We start from the raw sequence: 25,939 nt of genomic DNA on the forward strand, positions 1-25,939 counted from the left end.
TTTTCGTGCCTCTTATGCACGACTACCTATTTATGCTGGCAGCAGATTTGTTCTTCTCTTTCAAGGTTTTGTGCGGTTGCATAGGTGTTGCCCCACTCACACATCGTATTTAATACAGGCACGAAGGATTGGCCCAGCTCAGTTAAACTGTATTCTACTTTAGGCGGCACTTCTTTAAATACTTCTCTTCGGACAAGCTCATCCCTTTCCAGCTGCTTTAATTGTTCGGTTAAGACTTTCTGCGTTATGGTCGGCATGAGCAGATAGAATTCCTTAGTTCTCCTTGGTTGTTGACTCAGAAAAAAGAGGATTAAACATTTCCACTTTCCTCCTACCGTATTCATAAAAATATTGATTCCCGTATTGAGGCTGTTCATTGTGTATTCCTCCTGAATAGGCACATAAAGGTGGCTAACCCACTTTATTGTGCGTTATTTTCCGCCACGTTACGGTCCATTATAATCGGATTGTGAAGCAAATAAAACATTTGGAGTGAGTGAGAACAATGAGTGTGAGAGAGATCATAGAAGAAAGACGTTCTGTCAGACATTATGACCCCCATTATAAAGTGGAATCGGAAACGTTGGCGGCATTGATTGAAGGAGCCAGTAAATCGCCTAACGGAAACAATATTCAAGCGACACGGTACCTGGTTATAGACGACCCGAATTTAAGGGACTTATTACTGCCCATTGCCTTTCATCAGCAACAGGTAATAGAAGCATCAGCTCTAATCGTTGTACTAGGCGATTATCAAGCGTTTGAAAAAGAAAATATTCTGAATATCCATGAAGAGGGATTCCAAAAGGGTTATTTTGACGCATCCTTAAGAGACTATTTAGCCAACGCGGCAATCGATTATTATCTAAAAAAATCAAAAGATGATTTAAAGCTCGAATTAGTAAGAGACGCAAGCCTGGCATCGATGTCGTTCGTTTTATTGGCGAACGAGGCAGGTCTTGATACGATTACCATGTCCGGGTATGATTCCCAACAATTAAAGTCGGCCTTACAGATTTCTGATAGGTATGAAGATGTGATGCTGATCGCCATTGGGAAAGGAATTAAACAAGGTCATAAAACCGTTAGACACGATGTGGGCAAAGTCATTTATATAAACAAAATATAAAGGAAGCGTATAATAAAAAGCCGCATAAGAGTTTTGACCTGACGGTAAAGGTTGCGAGTGGAAGTTACCACTATGCATGGAGCGAATGCGATAAAAGCAAAGACGGTAAACAGATGACCAAGCTGGTTGAGGACGTGATCGGCACGGTAGAGGAGCTTGAGGAGTACAAGCGTCTGCCTGCTGTGCAAGGATATTACGAATGAGGACCCGGCGATGTCACTCGGCTCATTTATTCCTTGAAGCCAAAGCAGCCGATCACAATGACCGGCTGTTTTTTCTTTCTGATTGAGTTTATGGCTAGCATAACAAGCTATAGAGTTCTCGTTTTTGAAAGAATGGTTAATCGATGACGGATAAATGGTTACCTCCAAAATGTAATTTTGTCAGAGCTTAATCGAACCGACTCATGCCCGTTTTCTTTGGCTTTTCCTAATGAAATGATCATGACTGGAGCATAGCGTTCTTCATCTAAATCGAATGCTTTTGCTAACTGATCCACTTCAAAGCCTGCCATTGGATTCGTATCATACCCGTGTGCACGAGCTACTAACATGAACTGCATGGCAAAGAGGCTGCTATCGACTTTTGCAACTTCAACTTTCATTTCTTTTGATAGAGACGGAAACAGGGATAGAATAGTTTCGAGTTGACGATCTCGTACTTCAGCTGGCATTTTTCCTTGTTCCACAGCTGTATTGTAAATTTCTTCAGCATATAAGTAGCTTTGGGTATCGCCAAAAATTAATATCATGGCTGATGAAGTATCATTTTGTAGTGTATTGAAACGCACAAGAGGTCTTAGCTTTTCTTTTCCTTCCGGAGTATCGACCACAATTACACGCCAAGGCTGCATATTTGCAGAGGATGGAGCCAGACTGGCTTCCGAAATCATGTCGCTTATCTCTTCCTTCGATATTTTAAAATTCTCATCATAATTACGGACAGAACGTCGACCCATAACGATATTGGCGAAATCATTGTTTTGAATATGGTTAAACATAGAACCTCTCCTTTTGATAACCTAGATTTTTTTGACATTGTGTATGTCGTTCGTTATCATATTTCGTATTATGAACTATGAACCTAGGTTTATAGCAAGAAATAAAGAGGTCCTATTATGAAAATAAACGATGTTTCAAAATTAACGGGTCTGCCCATATCAACATTAAGATTCTATGAACGTAAAAACCTAATTCCAGACAGTTATGTTAAAAGAGATGTTAATAATTATCGTGTTTATTCTGAAGAGGTTGTTGAGTTTCTAGATGATGTGAAGGCACTTTTATCCGTAGACTTTTCTATAGAAGAATTAAGTTTGCTAGTAAATCAACAACTTAATTTATCATACGAGGCAAAGACAAAAATGGTTGAACAAAAAATCAAAGAAATTGAAGAGATCCAGAAGCGATTGAAAAAGTCGAAAAAATTCTTGAATGCAGTCTTGGAAGGAAAGGCAAATTTCCAAACGAAATGTTAAGGACATTAACATAAACACAGATATATGAAAGTTAACCAGGAAAGATCCGTCATTGAACAAAATTGTACTATACTTTGTTTATTAACTTATATGCCTAGTTGAGGAGTGGAAGGGGCGGAACGATGTCATATCAAAAGGCACTTGAGACATACATAGCGGCTACGAATACGCATGATTTTGACAATGTAGCCCGGCTGCTCGACGAAGAAGCGGTCTATTGGTTTTCGGACCGGAGCTGTCATACTCTGAATGAGATTCGAGCATATTTCGAACACGCTTGGCATGTTATTCAGGATGAGGTATACCGGGCGGAGGATGTAGATTGGATCGCGAGTGATGCTTATTCGGCGGTATGTATTTATACCTTCCACTTTGAGGGTTATCATCAGGGGACATTTATGTCCGGAAGCGGGAGAGCTACGAATGTGTTTGTTTGCGATGCTGATGGCATATGGAAATTAAAGCACGAGCATTTAAGTACGATTCGATGAATCGGTTGGATAGCACTGCATAAATAAAAGAAAAAGAGTCCTTGGAGGGCTCTTTTTCCATTTGTAAAGATTGCAGGCCCTGACAGATCCATTCCAGGTTGAATTTATTAACAGAATATAAAATTACAAGAATTTATCCCATGTTTATGGAAATGTATCCCTTCTCAATCGATAGTGTAGGTTCCATGATACAAATGTATGAATATTTATTGAACAACAAGGAATCCAAGAAAGGAGGCTGTAGTAGAGCGTACGGACAGTGATTCAATCATGAGTAGAGAGGGGGAGGGAACTCTACATAGTTGCGTTGTACAAATATAGGTAACCGCTTTCAATACAAGTTGGATTTGAGCGATATGCGAAATTAGGCAAGTCATCAAAGAAACACTCGATGACACCGAGGGACAGACATTCATTGAAATGCTGTATCATTTGCAATCGAAATTTAATCAACAGAGGTGAAAACGGTGACATCCTTTATAACGAAAAAGCACCCGAAATGGGTGATATGTTTTTTGGCCTTTATTCTCATTTTTACACCACTGCTTCATGCGCCTGCATCCTATGCAGCAGAAGCTGCCCCTTCCTCAGAGACTCCCGCCATTAGCTCTGACACCGATCCGTTAACGGTAACAAGCTCGACCTACGGATCTCAGGATCCGCAGGCGCCGCAGAATCTTCGGATAGAAAGTGTATCTCATAATATGGCGATATTTCAATGGGATTTCAAACCCGTAGCGGATGACAATAATGTACAGGTGTGGGACGCGGATTCAGGCAAGTGGCTGGCTTGGGGCAATTATTGGACCCGTGCCGTGACCGGATTGACACCTGAAACGACCTATAGGATCTATATTACTTGGGATGGCGACGTGAAAAAAGAACACAGAAGCAATGTATTGGAATTCACCACAACCAAAGACGAAGCTGAATATAAAGATGCACCGTTGACTCCTCCAAGCCATCTTAAAATTGACGATGTAACAAAAGATACGGTTGCGCTGAGTTGGGGTTCGAGTCCCGGAGCCGAAGCTTATGACATTTATATTAATGGAGCATGGAAAGGCGGCACTTGGGAAAACTCCGTTACCACAGCTACCTATGGACCTTTGGAAGCAGGAGAGACTTATACTTTTAAAGTAGGTGCACAAAGGAGCGTAAACGGAGCTTTGGAAGCATCCGCCAATAGTAATGCCGTTACTCTTAAGTGGGGGGAACTGGCTCAGCCCGAAGGGCTGCAGGTAGTCACGGCTACACGATCTACGGTTTCACTAGGCTGGGCACCGGTGCCTGGGGCCACAAGCTATGATATTTATCAGGATGGAGCAAAGGTTGGTTCGAGTAGCGAGAGTCGGTATGTAGCTGCTGGATTGGAAGAAGGCAAGACCTATTCGTATAAGGTAGTGGGCCATAACGGACTATGGACTTCGCCTGAAAGCGAAGCTGTGCCGGTTGTGCCTGGCAGCAACTATAACAATATTACGTATTACACATCATGGTCGGCTAGTACCAAAGATCGTAATTTTCATCCTGGCGACTTGGATCTATCACAGATCACCCACATTAACTATGCCTTCGCAGATGTATGTTGGAAGAAATACGGAAGCGGACCGAGAGCCTGTGAAGATCCTAATATTCCTGCACAGGACCGATACGTCCATGATGGCGAAATTGTGATAGGAGATCCTACGTTTGATTTTCAAAACTTCACTGCTTTTGAATTAGTAAAAACAGCTAACCCCCACTTGAAGCTAATGATTTCAGTAGGAGGCTGGTCATGGTCCGATCATTTTTCTAACGTAGCCATGACGGAAGTGACACGCCGTGCTTTTGCCGACTCTGCCGTTAAATTCCTCCGGGAATACCGGTTTGATGGTCTCGATATTGACTGGGAGTATCCTGTTGAGGGTGGAGAAGACTCGAACTCCAGAGCACCAGAGGATACGGAAAACTTCACATTATTAATGAAAACCGTTCGCGAGGCGTTGGATGCAGCCGGTTCAGAGGACGGAAAGTATTATCTGCTGACGATTGCTTCTGGGCAGGGAGATAATTTTGTTAAAAATGCAGATCTTGCGAATTCCGTGAAATATCTCGATTTCATCAATATCATGACTTACGATTTCAGTGGAAGCTGGGAGACGCTGGGTCATCATAATGCACCACTGTTCTATGACAAAGAGCATCCAAAGGCAGCCTCATCCGCTTCAAGAAATCATGTGCTCGGCGGATTGTTAGGCCATCTGAACGGTGGGGTGCCAACACATAAATTGATCGCGGGCGTTCCCTACTACGGTAAGGGATGGGATGATTGCCCCCCTACGGGTCAATATCAAACCTGTAAGGGTGGATCCTCATTAAAATCGTGGGAAGCGGGCATTTTCGACTTCAGTGACCTTGAGAATAACTACATTAACAAAAACGGCTATCAGAGATATTGGAACGAATCCGCCAAAGTGCCTTACCTGTACAACGACCAAAATAAAGTGTTCATCACGTACAATGATGAGAACACGATGAAGTATACCGCTTCCATCGTGAAGTCGCTGGATATTGCGGGTGTCATGAGTTGGGATATCAGCGGCGACCGCAATAAGACTTTGACGACTCAACTCATTCACGACTTGCCGATCGACGGCAAAGCCAATGCTTCAGCACTCCCGGCTCCGGCGAATCTCGCAAGAGTAAGTGTCGGCGAAAGCTCTATTCAGGTGAAATGGGATGCTGTGGCAGGTGCAACGGGATACGAAGTATATGTGAATCATGCTTTATCAGGTTCGGGTACAGAGAATAGTTACACCATTCATGGCCTTAATGCTTTAACTAATTACAAAATTCATGTACTTGCAGTGGATCGAACGGGAGAGGAGATTAACCGCGTCTCCAGTGCTTCGAATTTGTTGAGCGTAACGACTTTAAGCAGCAGTTCCGGTGGATCTGACGGTTCCGGCGGATCAGGAGGTTCTGGCTCCCAAGCCCCTTCGACACCACAACCGCCTAAAGCGAAAGATCAGCTAGAGGCAAAAGTCACGCTTCATGGCGATAAGGCTGTGGTTACCATACCTACGGCTGCAGCTGTTAACAGCATTAACCTTTCGGATTCCTCCAACTTCCAGATCCATGCAACTGCAGGTGCGAAGCAGGCAGAGGTTGAGGTTCCGCAGGAAATCATCGCTGCCATAACGAAAAAAGGAGACAAGGCCAGTCTCTCCATTATCGTGAACGGCACAGAATATCGGATTCCGGCTTCGCTGATGACGGTTCCCGGCCCTGTGAAAGTCTCGATTGTTTCTCCAGGGGCTGCCGATGCAGCAAGCGTGGAGACACTGTTGAAGGGAAGAGAAGTACTAGCCGATCCGCTGTTGTTCAAGCTTGAGCAAATAAACGCGGATAAGACAACGACCGAGCTGAAGCATTTCGGCAAAACCCATGTCAGCGAATTTATGACCGTCGATGCGAAAAAGATAAATGTAAAACGTGCCACCGGAGTGGTTTATATACCAGGTACTCATGAGCTTCGATCCGTTCCGACCTTGTTTAAGGTTAACGCGGATGGTACGGTAACTGTTGAAATCAAAAAAACTGGCAGCGGTATTTATGCTCTGATTCAGCAAGATATCAGGTTTAGCGACCCGATCCCTTCATGGGCAAGAGAAGACGTGGCGCAGGCTGCTGCCAAGCTGATCGTATCTGGAGAAAGTAACGGATCATTCGGCGGGGATCAACATATTTCCCGTGCCGAGATTATATCCATTGTGGTGAAAGCTTTGGGTATTCTGCCTGACGACAGTAATTCCAACTTTAAGGATGTAGATCCGAAATCACGATATGCTAGAGAGATTGCAGCGGCGAAAGCGGCAGGTTTAGTGAAGGGACGCTCAGGCGATACCTTTGATCCAAACAGCTTGATTACGCGTGAGGAATTGGCCGTCATGCTGAGTAATGTGCTGAATTATTCCGGCAAGAAGAACGAAGCCAGCCAAGGAATGTTAAACCAATTCAAAGACCACTCCAAGATTTCGTCCTATGCGAAGTCGTCCGTCGCCTTCGTAGTGGAGCAGAAGATTATGCAAGGCGTATCCGCCTCCAAGCTGGATCCGCAATCCCATGTAACCAAAGCTCAGACGGTGGTAACCGTCATGAGATTGCTGCGGGCAGTGGGTTTGTCTAACTAAACATGGATTCGTAATACAATGGGATGTCTCACAGGCGAGTTTTCACACTGCCTGGAGGCATCCTTTTTCGATTAGGGGTTATATGCTATAGCCGGCTGAATCGCTGCTGCGTTTTTTAACAACTAAACCTGAATGGACGGGATCGAGAGGTTGAATATGCTTCGCAAGCTGAATTCCCGAGGCTTGGGTTGAACATAGCAATTGAAGAGAAATACCGCGCTGCTGCTCATGCTAAGATGAATCTATCAAATCGACGAGGTGATTCGAAATGGCTTTGAAAAGCGACAATATTTTTGTGAACTTACCTGTAAAGGACCTGGAGAGAACGAAGGACTTTTTCTCGAAAATCGGCTTTGAATTTAACGCCCAATTTACGGACAAAAATGCGGCTTGCCTGGTCATCGGCGATAACATCTTTGCCATGCTGCTCACCGAGGATTACTTCAAGACGTTCACCAAGAAAGATCTGTCGAACGCCGCCAACACAACGGAAGTGATTCTGGCATTATCCGCCGAAAGCCGGGAGCAGGTGGACGAAATCGTCAATGCCGCGCTTTCCGCGGGAGGGTCGCCTTCCAATGATCCGGTGGATCATGGCTTTATGTATGGTTGGAGCTTCCAGGATCCGGATGGTCACCTGTGGGAAGTCATGTATATGGATCAGAGCCAGGTCGAATAAGAAGCATGGAAGCAAACAGATGCAGGATCTTCAACATGAAGAAGCATACACCCTAATAAAATGAAGCGGCAGCGGTCTCCGGGGGTTATGGGGGAAATCTGCCGCTTTACTTTTATTTGGAAATCCATTATATTTGTATGTGCAAACAATAAATGGTGATTCAACAGGATGAACTCAGCGAAAGAGGTAGCCGTTATGTTAAACACGTATATCAAGGAATGCCTTTACTTCACTGCCAATCGTCTTAGCCGGGTCATTACCAAGATGGCCGAAGACGAGTTTGCCGCAAGCGGATTGTCACCCACATATGCTTATTTGCTTATGGCTGTATATGAGAAGGAAGGGATCTCGCAGAAGGAATTAGGCGAAATTCTTCATCTTCAGCCTTCTACCGTAACCCGACTGGTTGAGAAGCTGGCCGTTAAAGGGCTGGTTTATAATCGAGTGGAAGGAAGGATGTCACTGATCTATACAACCGATAAAGGGAAGGCTTTGGAGAAAGTGATTCACGAGTGCTGGATGAATTTGCGCAGTCGTTACGGCGCTATATTAGGTCATGCCGAAGGTGATGAATTATCGCTGCGTTTATACGAGGTGAGTGATCAATTGGAGAATAAGGACTGAGGTCTTTATTTTCGCAAAACAATAATTGTATGTACAAACAAATTTTATATAAAAGCAGAATTGGATTAAGCATATGATTCTGATCGGGAGGTGAGTCAGGGCTGGCAAGCTAGCTGGTGACGTTGTTGTCCACAAAATAAAAGGAGTGTTGTTTATATGGAACGCGTACTCGTTATTAATGCACATCCGAGGGTAAGAAGCGAGAAATCATTGAGCTTGCAGGTACTGGAGCATTTCGTAAGTAAGTATGCAGCGCAGAATCCGGCCAGTCTGATCGAGCAGATTGATCTATATCGGGAGGACGTACCCGCCATTGACGCAAGTCTGCTAAACGGGTGGGAAAAGCTTGAGAGCGGGGAGCCGCTAACAGAGGGTGAGGAGAGGGTGATGGGACGGATGGCTGAAATCCTGCAGCAGTTCAAAGGAGCATCCAAGTATGTAATCGCCATGCCGCTGCACAATTTTAACATCCCTTCCAAGCTGAAAGATTATATGGATAACATCATCGTTCCGAAGGAAACGTTCAGATATACGGAAAGCGGCTCCGAAGGACTTCTTACCGACGGAAGAAGTGTAGTGGTCATTCAGGGCAGCGACGGCATATACACGGAGAATGATGGGTACCGAGAGGTTGAATATTCGCATAAGTACCTGAAATCCATGTTCGAATTCCTTGGCATTACGGATTATGAGATCATTCGTGCACAAGGCCGCGCCATGCTCGATGTTAAAGATATTTTGGACACAAGCCGATTGGCCGCAGCGGAAGTCGTGGAACGGTGGAGTTCCAAATAAATCACACAAAAAAGGCCCTCCAAGTGAAACTTGAAAGGGCCTTCTAACATTAATTGACTTGGACTTCTGTCGTTACCTGCCACAATACGCCGAACTTGTCTTCCAGCACCCCGAACAGCGCTCCCCAGAATTGAGTTTTCAGCGGATCAATCACCTTACCGCCCTCGGCCATGCGGTCAAAAGCTTCATGTGCTTCAGCATCGCTCTCAAACGACAGGCTCAGATGAATTCCGTTTCCGCGCTCCAAGGTTTGGAATATGGAGTCCGACATAAAGATGGGAATTCCTCCGGCTACCAGACTAAGATGCATGACCTTGTCTTTAAGCTCTTCCTTGGTTCCGGGAATCTCGCCATGGGTTTGCACGGACAGGATTTCCCCGCCCAATGCTTGGGTATAAAACTCAGCTTGCGCTTTTGCATCCTCAGAGAAAATATACGGTGTCAGTTTAGCCACGTTCAACATCCTTCCCAGTTTTAAAATGATGGATTTGTTTTCCTTGGTTTTAGTATAAACGGTCAGAATCTCCCGCATTTCTTCTGGATTGCTAAATGTTGCGGCAGCGCTAAGGCTTGTTTTACAGAATAGGTGACAGCAAGCGTGAGATGGATTCCTTGAACTTGATCCACCTTGATCGCTCCAGATACTGCTTCATCGTAAGCTGGCTGGATACCTGCAGATCCTGATGGAAGATGTGGGTCAGCTGTTTTGATAAATTCTCATCGTACAGGAACGCATTCACTTCAAAATTCAGCTTGAAGCTTCGAACATCGATATTCGCCGTGCCGACGGAAGAAATCTTCTCGTCAATGATGATTGTCTTGGCATGAATGAAGCCATTATTGTAGAGATACACGTTAGCCCCGGTTCTGAGCATTTCCCCGATATAGGATAAGGTCGCCCAATAGACAAAGGGATGGTCTGGTTTATCGGGAATCATCAGGTTAACCTCGACGCCGGACAGCGCCGCAATGCGGAGCGCATCCAGGAGACTGGCATCGGGGATAAAATAGGGCGTCTGAATATGAATCGATTTCTTGGCGGACGAAATCATTTTGATATAACCATTCTTGATGTGTTCATACCTGGAATCCGGACCGCTGGTCACAATCTGAATCCCGACATTGCCTGGCGAATCGATCTTGGGGAACAGATTCGATTCATAAAAAATATCGTGATGGTGCGAAGCTTGATTCCAGTCGAGAATGAAGCGAACCTGCATCGCATAAACAGCTTCACCTTGAATACGCAGATGGGTGTCCCGCCAATATCCGAACCTGGAGTTGAGACCCAGGTATTCATCCCCAACGTTAAATCCGCCGACATACCCGATGTCGCCATCAATGATAGCGAGCTTCCGATGATTCCGGTAATTCAAGCGCAGATTAATGAAGCGCAGCTTGGACGGGAAGAAGGCCTCGGCTTCTCCGCCGGCTTCGCGAAATGCTTTGAAGAAGCCCTTGGTTAATTGACGCGAGCCCAGTTCGTCGTATAGAACCCTTACCTTCACGCCTTCTTTTGCTTTTTTGGTCAACAGGGATATCAGCTTCTTGCCCAGCTCGTCGCGACGGATGATGTAGTATTGAATATGTATGTAGACTTTGGCTTCCTCAATATCCTGAAACAAGCGTTCGAATTTCTTGCGTCCATCCGTGAAAATTTCAACGTGGTTATCGTCCGTAAGGATCGCCTGATTCTCATTGATATGCATATGGATCAAATCGCTGCTATCCGCCGCCGCTTGATTGCTGAACGGGTATTCCCCGTTATTCATCCTCTCCATTTGAGACAGCAATACCTTCTCAATTCCCGTTTTCTGCAGATCATCCCAATGAAAGAGACGGATTCTTCTTAAATTTTGGGCGAACAACAGGTACAGCGCAAAGCCCAGAATCGGGATAAAGGACAGCACCAACAGCCATGCCCAGGTGGAGCCGGCATCCCGCCGTTCCCTGAACACCACGAACATGGAGAACACGATATTCAGTACGATGATCAGACCAAGAATGATGGATGTAACATGCAGGTTCATAATATCCTCCTAAACTATATCCTTGCCCTTGCAATCCATCATATTATACGTGAGGCGTTAGGAGAAGTATATATCGACAGGATGAAGTGAGCCGAATGGTTATAAAGGGGATGGCGTTACGCTCCGGGCATCCTATGCCAGTGCAGACGCAAGCGATTTGTGTATGCACACATGGTCATGATACGATGGTGAAAAAAATAGGAGAAGGGGCATGCTTTTTGCTGAAAATGAACAAGTTTTTCAAATTATGTCTTGCCGTGATCCTGGTCCTCATTATTATTTATTTGGGATCGCTGGTGGATTTTATATTCAGACCGGTACTTTCGTTCTTCTCGATCATCCTTGTGCCGTTGATGCTGTCAGGATTCTTCTATTACCTGCTCAGGCCGCTGGTGGATTTTCTCGAAAAGCGCAAGCTAAATCGCTCGCTGGCCATCCTGCTCCTATATGTCGTGTTTGCAGGCATACTTACAGGTTTTATTATTGGCGTATGGCCATCCCTGCGGGACCAGATCGTGGCACTTGTACAGAATGCCCCCGCATTGTTTGCTAAGCTTGGCGAGCAGCTTCAGGAATGGGAGAATAACGGCTTCTTCAAGGATATATTTCCGGAGAACGCCAATCCGCTTACACAGCTAACCGATTATTTGAACCAGGGCTTTACGTTTTTGACGAATTATATTATGAACCTGTTTTCGTTTGTTTCGAATTTTGCCATCGTTTTATTTACGTTCCCGATCATGCTGTACTACATGCTGAAGGAAGGCGGGAAGTTCGGGGAGATGATTGTCAGCTTTTTGCCTAACCGATTCAAGGAAGTCGGAGCTTCGGTGCTGGATGAAATCAATAATGCACTCAAAGGGTTTATCGTGGGTCGGGTCCTCATCAACCTGGCGCTGGGCGTCTTGATGTATATCGGCTTCCTGATTATTGGTTTGCCTTATGCGCTGCTGCTGACGGTTGTCGCGGTCATTGCAAATTTCATACCGTTTATCGGAGCCATTCTATCCTCGATCCCGATTGTGATCATCGGGTTCATCCAGTCCCCGGGGACGGCGATCTGGTCGCTTGTTGTCATCCTGGCCGCCCAACAGATTCAGGATAACCTGATTGGTCCGTATATTTTTGGCAAACAGCTGGCAATCCACCCCATTACGATCATTATCTTGGTTTTGGTGGGACAGGATCTTGGCGGAATTATAGGGATTCTGCTGGTGGTACCGATTTACATGATCATTAAGATTATCGTAACGAGAGTGTATCAGCTGTTCTTTAAAGAAAAATGGCAAAAAGCATAGAATCGGGATAAATATGTGGCCGAAGCTAGCTGCTGAAGTCGCCTAAGAGCGTGGAATCGTTCTTGGCGGCTTTTTGTATGCCCGAGGTATGAAGGGGCGCTTGACAATGATATGAAAAATATATAATCTTAAATTAAAGATATTAAATATAAAGATTGTGTGATTGAATTATACGAACGGAATCAAGTTTGGAAATATTGGGCTGGACACGAAACGATGGGGAGCGATGGATATGGCATTACATACGGCAGGCATTCATCATATTACCGCTTATGCGCAGGACACGCAGAGAAATGTTGATTTTTATACGGGGGTACTGGGGCTCAGAATGGTGAAGAAGACGGTGAATTACGATGCGCCCGAGGTTTACCATTTGTATTTCGGGGATGAGGAGGGGCACCCGGGGACCATTATTACCTTCTTTCCGTCTTCTGCCTCGCGAAGAGGGAGACGTGGAGGAGGGCAGGTTGGGTATACAACATTTGTTGTCCCTGCAGGTGCCCTGCCGTATTGGGAACAGCGATTACGGAGCTTCGGCGTCCCTGTCATGAAAGCATACCGATTTAATGAACACTATCTTCAGTTCTCCGATCGCGATGGACTTTCTCTGGAGCTGGTCGAGCGGGAAAACGGACCGAAGAGCAGCTGGTCTGTAGACGATGTGACGCCGGAAACAGCGATTAAGGGATTTGGTGGTGCGGTCCTGTTCAGTAACAAATGGAAGGAAACGAAGAAAGCATTGGAGCAGGTAATGGGGCTGACCTTCATGGGAGAGGACGTTAACTATGCACGTTTTCAGTCTGCGGGGCCCTTCGGCAACGTGATTGATTTACCGATGCGGGACATCCCGTTGGGCGCTGGAGGTGCCGGAACGACCCATCATATCGCTTGGCGGGCCCAAGATGATGGTGAGCACGGCAAATGGCACGAATGGGTGAAGCAGCATGGTTTTCACCCTACGGATATTAGGAACCGGAACTATTTCAAAGCGTTATATTTCAGGGAACGAGGGGGGATCTTGTTTGAGATCGCAACGGATCCGCCCGGATTTACGGTGGATGAAGATCTGGACTCACTCGGGGAACAATTAAAGCTTCCTGCCTGGTTTGAACCGGAGCGAGCCCGTATTGAGGAAGGTCTGGAGCCTATACAAGTCAAAATACAGGAGAGGGGCAACTCAAGTGATATCCATTGACCCGAATACCCAAAGCGAACGGGACATATACAAGCTGCTGATCGGGAGCGTTGTTCCGCGGCCGATTGCCTTTGTTACGACATTATCGGAGGATGGCGTGCTGAATGCGGCGCCGTTCAGCTATTTTTCCATTCTGTCGAGCAATCCCCCTCTGCTGTCCGTCTCCGTTCAGCGGAAGAACGGTACGGCTAAGGATACAGCGAGAAATGCCATGCAAAGCGGCGAGCTTGTCATCCATATCGTGGACGAAGACACCGTAGAAGCCGTGAACGAAACGGCGGCGAACCTGCCCCCGCATGAGAGTGAGCTTGACCGAACCCATTTAACCCCGGTCGTTAGCGAGGTCGTTAAAGTTCCCGGCGTTCTGGAATGCAAGATTCGCATGGAATGTGTGTTGGAGCAGGCCGTCACTTTGAATGGCGCGGATCAGCTTCCTGCTGCCGATCTCCTGATTGCCCGCGTAGTCCGCTTCCATGTTGCAGAGGAGCTTTACGAGCAAGGCCGGATTGACGCTGCCAAGTTGAAGCCTGTAAGCCGTATGGCGGGAAACATCTATTCTTCACTGGGAGAGATGTTTACGGTCGAGCGGCCCGTATAACAGCGGATGGGATGGATAAGGGTTAGGACGCAGCGAATATCAAGCTGTAAGCGTTCATGTACCGCTATTCGATAGCGCGTTGGTCCATGAAAGAAACGGGACTTGTGGAATATCCTGCCTGGAATATGCAAATTCTACATGAATGTGGGGCCGATATGATGAATTCACAATATAGGAGTGATCGACATATGAAGTTTGAATCCAAGGTTGTCATTGTGACGGGAGGCGCCAGCGGGATCGGTGAAGCAGCGGTAAGGCTTTTTGTAGAAGAGGGGGCCAAGGTTGTTATCGCGGATTATTCGGACCGCGGACAGGCCGTTTCCGATGAATTAAGAGGAGCAGGCTTTGAGACGCTGTTCGTTAAGACGGATGTAACCCAAGAACAGGAAGTTACGAATATGGTGAAGCAGACGGTTGAGCATTTTGGCCGTGTTGATGTATTGTTCGCCAATGCAGGCATTGCTCATGATGCGCCTGCCGATCAGTTGTCGATGGACAACTGGCAAAGAACGATTGATATTAATCTTACAGGGGTGTTCCTGTGTGATAAATATGTAATCCAGCAAATGCTATCCCAAGGAACCGGAGGGGCGATCGTAAACTGCGGCTCGATCCATAGCCATGTCGGAAAAGCGGGGGTTACCGCCTATGCTTCCGCTAAGGGAGGCGTTAAGCTGTTAACCCAGTCGATGAGCGCGGATTATGCTCCTAAAGGGATTCGGGTCAACGCCGTATGTCCGGGATATATCGATACGCCGCTTATTAAGGGAAGAACGGAAGCGATCACGCAGCATCTGGTCGGCCTTCATCCGATGGGCCGCTTGGGGCAGCCGGAAGAAGTAGCCAAAGCCGTGTTGTTCCTCGCCAGCGAAGATGCATCCTTCATTACAGGCACGAGTTTGCTGGTGGATGGCGGGTATACGGCCGTATAATTGAAGCAAAGCCCCGATATAACAATCGGGGCTTTGTTTGCAGGAGGAAAGACGAAACTTATATAATGCTGACACCAGCGCTGCCGTAACCTGCGACTGCAGTGACAAGAGTTACGCCAGCAGCTGTTGCCGAGAATACCATTAACAAGCGGGTATTGGCTGCCACCGGAATGGCCAGGCCTTCTACGAAGCCATTGCTTACCGTTCCGGGACCTACAATGCCTGTGAGCGGCGGAGCCAACGTAACAAGAGCGCCTGGTATCGGTGCGAAAGTATTGCTCGTAGCCGGTGCACTGTACAGTTGGGCTGTGATTGTAACCGTGGTTCCTGTCAGGGTAAGCGCCAAAGTAGTGCTAAAGGTAGCAGACAGTGCAGTGATGGTACCAGCTCGTGGCGTGTTAAATGCGAAGTCAAGTGCAGTACCTGCTGCTCCCGTAAGGTCGATCGTTCCACCAGCGAGGGTAACGGTAGGGCCGGAAATACCAAAGCCGACCAGACCGACTGTACCTACCAATCCGCCCAAAACAGTAGTCAGAGCAAGTGGCAGACCAGATGCGAATGGGATGATGGCTCCTCCGGCAGCTGCTCCAGTAGCCCCAGTAGCCCCAGTAGCTCCAGCAGGTCCGACGGCTCCAGCAGGTCCGACAGGCCCGACAGGCCCGACAGGTCCCGCCGGTCCGGCAGGTCCAGCAGGTCCAGCTGGTCCAGCAATACCCGTTGTCGGTCCGGCAGGTCCGGCAGGCCCGATAGGTCCAGCTGGTCCAACCGGTCCAACCGGTCCGATAGGCCCTTGAGGACCTACAGGTCCGCGGATAGCTCTTGGGCATCGGCGCTTTTTAACAACACATACATGATCTTTATGGCCACCATGACCATGAGACGGGCATTTCTTTTTCTTCGCATGAATGACTTCTTTCTCTATCTTTTTAAGAGCACACAATAATTTTCTCTTTCTAGAAGAACGTTCCAAATGAAGCACCTCCTTTAGATTTGTTTTATACTACGCAAGTGCTCTCGGTACGGCATGGGTTAATAGCGTACAAATGATAGATATCCACCTATAATTTCCAGAATGTACGCTAGCCCTTAAGGCATTCATCTATTGACGAATAGCAAAAACCATAGGATGAATTTCAAATTTCCATACGATGTTCATAGGCTTATTACGCAGCGTTTCAAAAAAAAAATTAGGCCTTACATGTAATGGGGGAAGCTTTCACAATCCGGGTTTAATTCATGGCATAAACTATCCATCACATGAACGAGTAAGGGAGGCATGTCAAACGCCTGCTATATAGCGAAAAATAAGCCTGGAATAACCCCCCTGAATGGTAAGGGGACAGGCTTGAATGAGGCATTTTTCCGGTGTGTAATATACCCTGGAAGAATGGCATTTCCGCCTCTAAATTTCCAAAAAAAGCGGTTAAAGGGGTTTGACTTTTCCTGAACTTCCCTTTATCATGAACACACGCTTAGTTTCCGGCATACATTTTCCGGAAAGCGGGGGAACCAGTTTCACCAGGGGCGAGTCACTTGGAATCACGAGTGTAGGGTACCATCTTACCCGAGTCCGTCAGCTAACCTCGTCAGCAGTGGATGGGTCTTTTATACATAATGGATGTTTCATAACAAAGGCCCTTTATTCTCTATAGGGGCCTTTCTCTATTTTTTGACCCCCTGCTGGCGGAGCTATGTCTAGATCCCCTGTTTGGTGGTCTTTTTGTATTCTGCTAAAGAGGAGGGGCAAGGTCGGCAAATGTTGAACCAATTGAATCGGTCAGACGGCATTGGGTTAAAGCGTGCACGGAGATGGATGAATCATCTTCCCTGAAGCCCCGACCCGTGCAAGGTATCTGAATGTCTTTATATCCAAGTTAACATATAAATTAACAAGGATTATTTCATCATGCCATTTTTTAAGAATTGCAAAGTCATAACGAAAGGTTGTGGAAAAGTTTTGAAGAAAGTCGTTGTACTGATGTTGTCATTGATTTTGGTGGTATCGCTTGCGGCTTGCGGCGACAAAGGGAGTACGCTGGATCGCGCCATAGAGCAGGGATATATCACCGTGGGTTTTGCGAATGAGAAGCCTTATGCCTATAAAGAGGCCAACGGGGAGCTGACGGGAGAAGCGGTTGAGATTGCCCGAGTTATTCTGGAACGGCTTGGGATCAAGGAAATGAGGGGAGAGCTTACGGAATTCGGTTCACTGGTTGCCGGACTGCAGGCTGAGCGGTTTGATCTCATTACCGCAGGCATGTTCATTAATCCGGACCGCTGCTCTGCCGTATTGTTTGCCGATCCGGAGTACAGCATCGGGGAAGCCATTGCGGTGAAGCAAGGGAACCCGATGGAACTCGGAAGCTATGAGGACATTGCCAAGAATGACCAGGCCAAGGTAGCCGTCATGACCGGCGCGGTCGAAATCGGCTATATGGAGAAGTCTGGTATTCCCACGGACCGGATCGTACAGGTCCCTGACCAGGCCTCGGCCATCAGCGCTCTCCAGGCAGACCGGGTGCAGGCGATTACGATGACGGGGCCGTCCCTGCAGGCGATGCTGGATTCGGCTAACGACGACAGCATCGAACGCGTGGCTGATTTCGAGCAGCCGGTCATCGACGGAGAGAGCGTTCGCGGTTACGGCGCTACGGCTTTTCGCCAAGCGGATACCGAGTTCCAGGAGGCTTACAATGCGGAGCTGCAAAAAATGAAGGAGTCTGGCGAGTTGCTCGAAATTTTGCAAGAGTTCGGGTTCACGGAAGAAGAGCTTCCGGGTGAGATGACGGCCGCCGCGCTTTGCGGGGAATAGCATGCCGAATTCTTGGATCGATTTTCTCCCTACGCTGCTTAAAGGAGCAGAGATCACGATTATCGTCGCGTTTTTTTCAGCCATACTGGCTATCGTGATGTCCTTTGCAGCCGGATTATGCCGGCTGTCGAAGCTGTGGATCGTCCGGACGTTGACAGCCGTGTACGTGGAAGTCTTTCGGGGAACCTCCTTGCTGGTGCAGCTGTTCTGGTTGTATTTTGCCCTTCCGTTCATCGGCATCGAGCTTCCGAAAATGCTGGCGGCGATCCTCGCGATCGGGCTGAACTTCGGCGCATACGGCTCGGAAATCGTTCGAAGCGCCGTGCTGGCCGTTCCGAAAGGACAGTGGGAAGCCGCCTTAGCGCTTAATCTGAAGCCTTGGCAAAGGCTGTGGAATGTGATATTGCCTCAAGCGTCCCTGCGAATGCTTCCCCCTTTCGGAAATCAGCTTGTGGAACTCATCAAATCCACCTCACTGGTTTATTTCATCACGATGGCGGATTTGACGTATCAGGCGATGGTGCTCCGCAACAATTACATCTCCTGGACGACCGAGATTCTGGTGCTGCTGCTCCTCATGTATTTTGTCATTGCTACGCTCGTCTCGCTGGCGGTTCGACTGCTGGAGCGTAAATGGACAGCGGGGAGGTTATAGCCATGTGGGACTGGAACTATGTGTGGGATATCCTGCCGCAGCTCTTGAATGCGTTAAAGATGACGGTATGGGTGACGCTCTGCGCTTTCGCGGTGGCTTTGATCATCGGATTGCTGCTTGCCTTTGCGACACGGAGCCGATTTAAGGTGTTGTCGCTCCTAACCAAAGGAATCATCGAATTTATTCGCAATACACCGCTGCTGGTTCAGGTCTTCTTCCTGTATTACAGTCTGCCGCTCCTCACGGGAATTTCCATTCCGGCTTTCTATGCCGGGGTGATCGGTCTCGGGCTGCATTACAGCACATATCTTTCCGAGGTGTACCGTTCCGGAATCGAGGGAGTGCCGAAGGGACAATGGGAGGCTGCCACAGCACTGAATTACACGAAAGCCCAAACCTGGCGGAGTATTATCCTGCCGCAAGCCGTACCGCCGATCATTCCGGTACTGGGCAATTATTTGATTGTCATGTTTAAAGAAACGCCGATTCTATGCGCCATAACGCTGGTGGAGATGATGCTGACGGCCAAAAATATCGTGTCGCAGTCGTTCCGCGCATTTGAGCCGTATACGCTGGTCGGGATTCTGTTCCTGATCATCAGTTATATCGCCTCTTTGCTTGTGCAAAGGCTGGAAAAGCGTATGAATCTGCAGCGTGGAAAATAAGGAGGGGAGTCTATTGAATGCCGTTGTGATCGATGAGCAAGCGGAAGCGCCGAAGGAGCCGCAGCAGGAGAAAAGTCTCGCTACCGCTACGGGTACAAAGCCGATTGTAAAATATACCGGCGTGACCAAGTCATTTGGTGACCTCCAGGTGCTTAAGGGCATCGATCTGGAAATGCAGCCGGGAGAAAAGGTAGCTGTGATCGGTCCGAGTGGATCGGGCAAAACGACGATGGGCCGGATGCTGATGACGCTGGAAGAACCCACCGAAGGAACCATCGAGGTGGATGGCGAGCTGCTCTGGCATATGGAGGAGAAAGGCAAGCTGGTTCGGGCCAACGAAAAGCATTTGCACCGGATGCGCTGCAATGTCGGCATGGTCTTCCAGCATTTTAATCTGTTCCCGCACATGAATGTGCTTCGCAATGTGACGGAGGCCCCGCGCAAAGTGCTGGGTTTATCCAAGGAGGAGGCGGAGGAGCGGGCCGTCTCCATGCTGGGCAAGGTCGGCTTGGCCGACAAGCTGAAGATGTATCCGTCCAATCTGTCCGGAGGTCAGAAGCAGCGGGTTGCCATCGCCAGAGCGCTGGTCATGCGGCCGAAGGTGATGGTGTTTGACGAGGTCACCTCGGCTCTTGATCCGGAGCTGGTCGGCGAGGTGCTGGAGGTCATTCGGGAGATCGCCGAAGAAGGCGAAATGGCCATGATGCTGATTACGCATGAGATGGATTTTGCGAAGGAAATCGCGGACCGGGTCATATTCGGAGCCGACGGAAGGATCGTTGAGCAGGGCACGCCGGAGGAGATATTCGATGATCCTCAGAGCGAGCGGCTGCAGAGCTTCCTGCAGCGATTCCGTTCCAACGGAAATTAGTTCTGGAAAGAGGTGATTGTATAGAATGGCTGTAAATACCGAAACCGAAATTGTTTACCGAAGACCGGAAGCAAGGGATGGCACCCGGGTGTGGGAGCTTATACGCGACACCGGATCACTTGATCTGAACTCCCCTTATTGCTACATGCTGCTTGGAGATTACTTCCATGATACCTGCATGATCGCCGAGGATGAAGGGGATATCATTGGTTTTATTTCCGCCTTCCGTTCTCCCCGCAATCCGGAGACGCTGTTCGTATGGCAAGTGGCCGTTGCAAGCTCGCACCGGAGGCAGGGGATTGCGAAGGCGATGCTGACAGGCCTCATGAACCAGAAGGCATGTCATGGCGTCCGTTTCATTGAAACGACAGTATCGCCCAGCAATATGGCGTCACGCAGATTGTTTCTCGGTTATGCCGAAGAGAAATCCATTCCGAGCACCGTAACGGTAGGTTATGGAGCCGAGATGTTTCCGGATGGCACGACACATGAAGATGAGCCGTTATTCGTGATTGGCCCCTTTTTCAATGACATTTAAACAAATGGAGGGAACTATGGACAACCAAGTCATGGAGAAACCGAAGCTTACCGTGTTTAACAAGCTGGAATCGGAAGTAAGAAGTTATTGCCGGAGCTTTCAGACCGTTTTTGACAAAGCCCGGAATGCAAAGCTGTGGGATACGCAGGGCAATGAATACATTGATTTTTTTGCGGGAGCCGGCGCTTTAAATTATGGACATAACAATGAGAAGATTCGCGAGAAGCTGGTCGACTACATCCTGAAGGACGGCGTCACGCATAGCCTGGATATGGCTACGGATGCGAAGGAAACCTTTCTGACCCGATTTCAGGAGGTCATCCTGAAGCCGCGCGGGTGGGATCACAAAGTGATGTTTCCCGGTCCGACCGGAACGAATGCCGTAGAGGCAGCGCTCAAAATCGCCCGCAAAGTGACAGGGCGCAGCACCGTTCTGTGCTTCACGAATGCCTTTCATGGCATGTCGCTGGGATCGCTGGCGGTGACCGGCAATGCCTTCAAGCGTCAAGGCGCCGGCGTGGATCTGAACCATTCGGTATTTATGCCGTATGACGGTTACTTTGGCAACGACGTGGATACGATGGCATATATGGAGAAGCTTCTGGATGATCCGGGAAGCGGCATTCCGCTTCCGGCCGCCGTGATCGTCGAGGCGGTGCAGGGGGAAGGCGGATTGAACGCCGCCAGTCGGGAATGGCTGCAGAAGCTTTCGCGCATCTGCAAGGATAAGGGGATGCTGCTTATTCTGGATGATATCCAGATGGGCTGCGGCAGAACCGGGCCGTTCTTTAGTTTTGATGATGCCGGCATTGTGCCGGATATCGTATGTCTCTCAAAATCGATTGGCGGCTTTGGCCTGCCGATGGCGATTACGCTGATCAAACCGGAGATCGATAGATGGGAGCCGGGGGAGCATAACGGTACCTTCCGGGGTAATAATCTCGGATTCGTTGCCGCGGCCGAAGCGCTGAATTATTGGAAAACAAAAGATTTTCAGCTCGATATCGGCATTCGGGAGAATCGGATCCGCCAATCATTGGAAGGCGTTGTGAAGGATTACCCACAGCTCGGCGGCGAGATTCGCGGCAGAGGCATGATTCAAGGGGTTGCTTTTGCTAAGCCGGAGCTCGCAGGAAGGCTATCCGAAATGGCCTTTGAGCAAGGACTGATTATGGAAACGTCAGGCCCGCATAGCGAGGTAGCGAAGCTGATGCCGCCGCTGACGATAGAAATGAACACATTGGCACAGGGATTGGGGATATTTGAGAACAGTATGAAACAATTAGCTGCAGAGGAGAGGTTGTCATGATTGTTAAACATTTGGAAGAGATCGTGGATACCAAGGACGATATCGATACCCAGACATGGAATTCGAGAAGGCTGCTGCTGACCAAGGATGGCATGGGCTTTTCTCTCAATGATACCCTTATCAAGGCCGGAACGGAGACGCTGATCTGGTACAAAAACCACGTCGAAGCCGTGTACTGCATCGAAGGGGAGGGGGAAATCGAGGTTATCGGGGGTAAAACCTACGCGATATCTCCTGGGATGATGTACGCGCTGGACGGTCATGAGAAGCATTATTTGAGGGCACGTTCGCAAATGCGGATGGTCTGCGTATTCAATCCGCCGCTTACCGGTGCTGAAGTTCACGATGAAGAAGGAACCTATCCGCTGCTTGCCCCAATTTCAGACTAAGGAGATGATATGCGATGAGTAATAATCATGTGTCGGCCCTTCAGGAAAAAGAACTGGACGTTTATCCTTCAAGATTGCATCCGGAGCCCCGGATCTTAAAGAGACAGGATCCTGTTGTATATTCCGAATGGACGCCGGATGCTGCATTAACGCAGGAGCAGTCCGACTTTTACGAGCGCAACGGATATTTATTTCTGGAAGGCTTCTTTGATCGGGAGGAGCTATCGCGATATCAGGAGGAGGCCCGCAGGCTGCAGATAACGGCGCGGGACTCAGAGAAGGACGAGGTGATCCGGGAGCCGGGCGGGGACGAAGTTCGGTCGGTATTTGCGGTGCATGAGAGTCATGAAGTATTCAAGCAGCTCTCCCGGCATCCGAGGCTCCAGGCGATCATGGAATATCTCTTGGGAAGCGAGACGTATATCCATCAATCGCGGATTAATTACAAGCCGGGCTTCACGGGCAAGGAGTTCTATTGGCACTCCGATTTCGAAACGTGGCATGTTGAGGACGGCATGCCACGCATGAGAGCCTTGAGCTGCTCCATTGCTTTGGAGGACAATTACCCCTTCAACGGGCCGCTTATGGTTGTGCCTGGATCGCATAAGGAATTCGTGGCCTGCATCGGCCAAACGCCGGAGAATCATTTCAAGGATTCTCTGCGCAAGCAGGAGTATGGGGTTCCGGATCATGACAGCCTGACGCGGATGGTGAAGGAAGGCGGTATCGACACGCCTGTCGGCAAAGCGGGCTCGATCGTGATTTTCGACTGCAACATTATGCACGGTTCGAACAGCAACATCACGCCGATGCCGCGGAGCAATATTTTTATGGTTTATAACAGCGTGGAGAATAAGGTCAAGCAGCCGTATTCGGGCCAGAAGCCAAGACCGGAGTATATCGCCACTCGTGATTCTCTATGATCTCGCTGCCACTTATCGGCTCCATCATCGGCATCAACGTGGTCTATGTCTCGATCTTTTCGCTGCGGCTGATTCTGATGATCAAAGGCAGAAGGGGGATCGCCTCCCTTCTGGCCATGCTCGAGGTATTCGTCTACTTGCTCGGCCTCAATCTTGTCCTGCAAAATCTGGACAATCCCTTTAATATGGCGGCCTATTGCCTGGGCTTTGGCCTCGGTGTATATGCCGGCAGCCGGATTGAGGAGTATTTGGCGCTTGGATATATCGTGGTACAGGTCATTGTCAATTCCGTTGAGACGAACCTGGCGATGAACCTGCGGGAGAAGGGATATGGCGTGACCGCCTGGGAAGCGGATGGCAAGGATGGCAAACGGCTCGTGCTTCAAGTTCTCGTGAAACGGAAGAACGAGCGGCGGTTGATGGAGTCACTATCCAAAATGTCGCCGCAGGCGTTCATTATCTCCCATGAACCGAAAAGCTTTAAAGGCGGATTCTGGGTACGATTGACGGAAGGACGCAAATTGTAGAGCGCCTTTAATAGGATACAGGAAAGCCTGCTTCGGAACCCGGTTCTGAAGCAGGCTTATTTCGGTGCGGCATTTGTCTGCATGCTAACAGGGGGGAATTTCCGGATCAGGGACGATTGCCGATATGCAGTGAGTCATTTAGGTAAGAACCAACTCCGGTTCACTCTGGTACCAAAAAAAAGCGTAGTCGGTCATCGCAGAGGAGCTTCCGAGCTGCCGCAGCATGGCGGCAATATTTCCACGATGGTAGGTGCCGTGGTTCACGACATGCAGTATGATCTCGGATAGGCGAGTATCCCGGATGCCGGCATAAGGATTATCCAATCGGATCATCTGCTCCATATCAGGCTGCTGGCGGAGAAAGGCCGTGAATCGCTCTGATAGTTCGATAAACCGGAGGTTTAGATCCTCCAGTGAAATGGCCTCAAGCTCCTCCCGAAGCTGGAAGGCTTCTGCTAAAGCAAGGCTCATGTCCATCCCGGACAAAATGTTCATCCATCCGATATCGGCCGTGTAGATGTGAATCAAAGCTTCGGATACGGTTGGGAAAATGCTCGTTATTTTCCGGTTGTACAATTCGCCCGGCAGCTCCAGCAGCCGGTTGAATATCGCTTGGTTGGCCCATACATGGTACTCATACATTTTTACAGGATAGTTCATCGTGATCGTCCCCTTTGGCTTCGTGTTTTTTGCTTTCTTGGGAACATTGTAAATAAAAAAGTATGACAGCGGACTGTCATACTTTTGCGTAAACCTGCAGCATTTTTTCTAATTTGGATTGCATGCGCGTCCTTAAGTCAGCGGGCTCAATGATCTCGATATCCTCGCCAAAGCTCAGCAGGGTAGACCAGAACCACCAGGAATCCGGATGTTCGACCCTGAACGTGAGACGGAGCGAGCCGTCATCATGAAATTCCCGCTGTACATCATAGAATTGATCCATCGCTTTGGCCAAGGCACGGGGGGATACGTGAAGGATCACTTCTATCGCATCGGGTGAAGGTTCCCAGCTGTGCTGCTCCCCTCGGTGGAATGGATTCTGCTCTTGAAGATGGGACCCGTGCGTGTGCTCCTCCGAATGCTGGTGCTGAAAGGGCTCGGCGGATGTGGACAGCTCCGACATTCTCGAAATGCGGAATTCGCGGTAATCGGCCCTTGTTCTGCAGAAACCGTACAGATACCAGGATCCGAATTTATACATGAGTCGCAGGGGCTCGACTTTACGGTGAATGCGTTCATTCTTGGCGCTTATGTATTGAAAGGAGATCACATGTTTATCGGTAATGGCGCGGCGAAGGAGACGGAGGATTTCGTTGTAAGAGCGCCAGCTCCCGATATCCATGGACAATCCCTGAGATGCGGAATTGGCGGAACGATCAATGGTCTGCAGACGCTGAATGGTATCCATGGCCCGTTCATCCTCAAACACCGTTGACATGCTGTGCAGGATGGTGATCAGGGCGCTGACATCGTAGGAGCCGAGCAAGCTTTTGTCCATCTTGTATTGCTCCATAATGCCATACCCGCCGTTCACCCCTTGGTAGGATACAACCGGAATGCCAGCTGCGCAGATCGCATCGATGTCGCGGTATATGGTTCGCTGAGACACGTTATATTTCTCTGCCAGGGCAGACGCCGACAGAATCTCGTTGTTCAGCAGCATGTAAATCATGGAAATGAGCCGCTCCAGTTTCATCGGTACACTCTCCTATCATAATTGGATCTATTCTCCAATGATTCCGTATTATATCATAGGTTTTATTAAGTAAGGAGAGGAGAAACAGGATGAGTCGGAAAATGAAATCTCTACTATGATTAACGAGAAGG

General features: G+C 48.5%; 27 protein-coding genes and 1 riboswitch. Of the genes, 20 read left to right on the forward strand and 7 right to left on the reverse strand.

Features of this window, described 5'->3' with window-relative positions:
- Nucleotides 1-26 precede the first annotated feature (26 nt).
- Nucleotides 27-377: a winged helix-turn-helix transcriptional regulator gene (locus PAEVO_RS31445; protein ID WP_100541389.1), complete on the reverse strand. Its 351-nt coding sequence runs from the start codon at nt 375-377 to the stop codon at nt 27-29.
- Between the two features lie 128 nt (nt 378-505).
- Here PAEVO_RS31445 and PAEVO_RS31450 point away from each other — a divergent pair, with 128 nt between their 5' ends.
- Nucleotides 506-1,129 (forward strand): nitroreductase family protein, encoded by a 624-nt coding sequence (locus PAEVO_RS31450; RefSeq protein WP_100541390.1) that lies wholly within the window; start codon nt 506-508, stop codon nt 1,127-1,129.
- Nucleotides 1,130-1,490: 361 nt separating this feature from the next.
- On the opposite strand, the gene PAEVO_RS31455 is transcribed toward PAEVO_RS31450, so the two are convergent.
- Nucleotides 1,491-2,129, reverse strand: coding sequence for a nitroreductase family protein (locus PAEVO_RS31455; RefSeq protein ID WP_100541391.1), 639 nt, complete (start codon nt 2,127-2,129; stop codon nt 1,491-1,493).
- 117 nt (nt 2,130-2,246) lie between these two features.
- Here PAEVO_RS31455 and PAEVO_RS31460 point away from each other — a divergent pair, with 117 nt between their 5' ends.
- From PAEVO_RS31460 to PAEVO_RS31485, 6 genes are all read left to right on the forward strand, one after another.
- Complete coding sequence (locus PAEVO_RS31460; protein ID WP_100541392.1) at nt 2,247-2,606, forward strand: MerR family transcriptional regulator; 360 nt, start codon at nt 2,247-2,249, stop codon at nt 2,604-2,606.
- A 122-nt stretch (nt 2,607-2,728) separates the two neighbouring features.
- Nucleotides 2,729-3,097: a YybH family protein gene (locus PAEVO_RS31465; RefSeq protein WP_100541393.1), complete on the forward strand. Its 369-nt coding sequence runs from the start codon at nt 2,729-2,731 to the stop codon at nt 3,095-3,097.
- 515 nt (nt 3,098-3,612) lie between these two features.
- Nucleotides 3,613-7,272 (forward strand): glycosyl hydrolase family 18 protein, encoded by a 3,660-nt coding sequence (locus tag PAEVO_RS31470; protein WP_243391008.1) that lies wholly within the window; start codon nt 3,613-3,615, stop codon nt 7,270-7,272.
- A 268-nt stretch (nt 7,273-7,540) separates the two neighbouring features.
- Nucleotides 7,541-7,951: a VOC family protein gene (locus PAEVO_RS31475; RefSeq protein ID WP_100541395.1), complete on the forward strand. Its 411-nt coding sequence runs from the start codon at nt 7,541-7,543 to the stop codon at nt 7,949-7,951.
- A gap of 195 nt (nt 7,952-8,146) precedes the next feature.
- Nucleotides 8,147-8,575 carry a MarR family winged helix-turn-helix transcriptional regulator gene (locus PAEVO_RS31480; RefSeq protein WP_100541396.1) on the forward strand — a complete coding sequence of 143 codons (429 nt, stop codon included), beginning with the start codon at nt 8,147-8,149 and terminating at the stop codon, nt 8,573-8,575.
- Nucleotides 8,576-8,731: 156 nt separating this feature from the next.
- Entirely contained in the window at nt 8,732-9,370 is a 639-nt protein-coding gene (locus tag PAEVO_RS31485; RefSeq protein WP_100541397.1) for an FMN-dependent NADH-azoreductase, read from the forward strand.
- A gap of 49 nt (nt 9,371-9,419) precedes the next feature.
- On the opposite strand, the gene PAEVO_RS31490 is transcribed toward PAEVO_RS31485, so the two are convergent.
- Nucleotides 9,420-9,824, reverse strand: a complete 405-nt coding sequence (locus PAEVO_RS31490) for a VOC family protein (RefSeq protein WP_100541525.1) — start codon at nt 9,822-9,824, stop codon at nt 9,420-9,422.
- 121 nt (nt 9,825-9,945) lie between these two features.
- Nucleotides 9,946-11,394 (reverse strand): cardiolipin synthase, encoded by a 1,449-nt coding sequence (cls, locus tag PAEVO_RS31495; protein WP_100541526.1) that lies wholly within the window; start codon nt 11,392-11,394, stop codon nt 9,946-9,948.
- 224 nt (nt 11,395-11,618) lie between these two features.
- On the opposite strand from cls, the gene PAEVO_RS31500 reads away from it, so the two are divergent.
- The 4 genes from PAEVO_RS31500 (at nt 11,619) to PAEVO_RS31515 (ending at nt 15,423) form a co-directional block, all read left to right on the forward strand.
- Complete coding sequence (locus tag PAEVO_RS31500; RefSeq protein WP_100541398.1) at nt 11,619-12,698, forward strand: AI-2E family transporter; 1,080 nt, start codon at nt 11,619-11,621, stop codon at nt 12,696-12,698.
- Nucleotides 12,699-12,930: 232 nt separating this feature from the next.
- Entirely contained in the window at nt 12,931-13,893 is a 963-nt protein-coding gene (locus PAEVO_RS31505) for a ring-cleaving dioxygenase (protein WP_100541527.1), read from the forward strand.
- On the forward strand, nt 13,880-14,491 hold the full coding sequence (locus PAEVO_RS31510) for a flavin reductase family protein (protein WP_100541399.1): 612 nt from the start codon (nt 13,880-13,882) through the stop codon (nt 14,489-14,491). The genes PAEVO_RS31505 and PAEVO_RS31510 overlap by 14 nt, the downstream gene beginning before the upstream one ends.
- 188 nt (nt 14,492-14,679) lie before the next feature.
- Nucleotides 14,680-15,423, forward strand: coding sequence for an SDR family NAD(P)-dependent oxidoreductase (locus PAEVO_RS31515; protein WP_100541400.1), 744 nt, complete (start codon nt 14,680-14,682; stop codon nt 15,421-15,423).
- A 58-nt stretch (nt 15,424-15,481) separates the two neighbouring features.
- On the opposite strand, the gene PAEVO_RS34770 is transcribed toward PAEVO_RS31515, so the two are convergent.
- On the reverse strand, nt 15,482-16,393 hold the full coding sequence (locus PAEVO_RS34770) for an exosporium glycoprotein BclB-related protein (protein ID WP_279300492.1): 912 nt from the start codon (nt 16,391-16,393) through the stop codon (nt 15,482-15,484).
- A gap of 489 nt (nt 16,394-16,882) precedes the next feature.
- A riboswitch (cyclic di-AMP (ydaO/yuaA leader) is annotated at nt 16,883-17,030 on the forward strand.
- 350 nt (nt 17,031-17,380) lie between these two features.
- On the opposite strand from PAEVO_RS34770, the gene ehuB reads away from it, so the two are divergent.
- From ehuB to PAEVO_RS31565, 9 genes are read left to right on the forward strand one after another with little or no spacing between them, the layout of a single operon-like run.
- Entirely contained in the window at nt 17,381-18,235 is an 855-nt protein-coding gene (ehuB, locus tag PAEVO_RS31525; protein WP_100541528.1) for an ectoine/hydroxyectoine ABC transporter substrate-binding protein EhuB, read from the forward strand.
- Between the two features lies 1 nt (nt 18,236).
- Nucleotides 18,237-18,890 (forward strand): ectoine/hydroxyectoine ABC transporter permease subunit EhuC, encoded by a 654-nt coding sequence (ehuC, locus tag PAEVO_RS31530; RefSeq protein ID WP_100541402.1) that lies wholly within the window; start codon nt 18,237-18,239, stop codon nt 18,888-18,890.
- A 2-nt stretch (nt 18,891-18,892) separates the two neighbouring features.
- Complete coding sequence (gene ehuD / locus PAEVO_RS31535) at nt 18,893-19,555, forward strand: ectoine/hydroxyectoine ABC transporter permease subunit EhuD (protein ID WP_100541403.1); 663 nt, start codon at nt 18,893-18,895, stop codon at nt 19,553-19,555.
- 13 nt (nt 19,556-19,568) lie between these two features.
- A complete protein-coding gene (gene ehuA, locus PAEVO_RS31540; protein ID WP_100541404.1) occupies nt 19,569-20,426 on the forward strand; it encodes an ectoine/hydroxyectoine ABC transporter ATP-binding protein EhuA in 858 nt (285 codons plus the stop codon).
- Between the two features lie 25 nt (nt 20,427-20,451).
- A complete protein-coding gene (gene ectA / locus PAEVO_RS31545; RefSeq protein WP_100541405.1) occupies nt 20,452-20,964 on the forward strand; it encodes a diaminobutyrate acetyltransferase in 513 nt (170 codons plus the stop codon).
- 16 nt (nt 20,965-20,980) lie between these two features.
- Nucleotides 20,981-22,273, forward strand: a complete 1,293-nt coding sequence (gene ectB, locus PAEVO_RS31550; RefSeq protein ID WP_100541406.1) for a diaminobutyrate--2-oxoglutarate transaminase — start codon at nt 20,981-20,983, stop codon at nt 22,271-22,273.
- Nucleotides 22,270-22,662 carry an ectoine synthase gene (locus PAEVO_RS31555; protein ID WP_100541407.1) on the forward strand — a complete coding sequence of 131 codons (393 nt, stop codon included), beginning with the start codon at nt 22,270-22,272 and terminating at the stop codon, nt 22,660-22,662. Before ectB ends, PAEVO_RS31555 begins: the two co-directional genes overlap by 4 nt.
- A gap of 14 nt (nt 22,663-22,676) precedes the next feature.
- Nucleotides 22,677-23,585 (forward strand): ectoine hydroxylase, encoded by a 909-nt coding sequence (gene thpD, locus PAEVO_RS31560; protein ID WP_100541408.1) that lies wholly within the window; start codon nt 22,677-22,679, stop codon nt 23,583-23,585.
- Entirely contained in the window at nt 23,582-24,112 is a 531-nt protein-coding gene (locus PAEVO_RS31565) for a DUF2179 domain-containing protein (protein ID WP_100541409.1), read from the forward strand. Before thpD ends, PAEVO_RS31565 begins: the two co-directional genes overlap by 4 nt.
- Nucleotides 24,113-24,250: 138 nt before the next feature.
- Here PAEVO_RS31565 and PAEVO_RS31570 read toward each other — a convergent pair whose 3' ends face one another.
- Nucleotides 24,251-24,772, reverse strand: coding sequence for a DinB family protein (locus tag PAEVO_RS31570; RefSeq protein WP_100541410.1), 522 nt, complete (start codon nt 24,770-24,772; stop codon nt 24,251-24,253).
- 76 nt (nt 24,773-24,848) lie between these two features.
- Nucleotides 24,849-25,808, reverse strand: coding sequence for a helix-turn-helix transcriptional regulator (locus PAEVO_RS31575; RefSeq protein WP_100541411.1), 960 nt, complete (start codon nt 25,806-25,808; stop codon nt 24,849-24,851).
- Nucleotides 25,809-25,939: the final 131 nt, after the last annotated feature.

The organism is Paenibacillus sp. GM2FR (genome assembly GCF_002803325.1).
GTDB lineage: Bacteria > Bacillota > Bacilli > Paenibacillales > Paenibacillaceae > Paenibacillus_AQ > Paenibacillus_AQ lautus.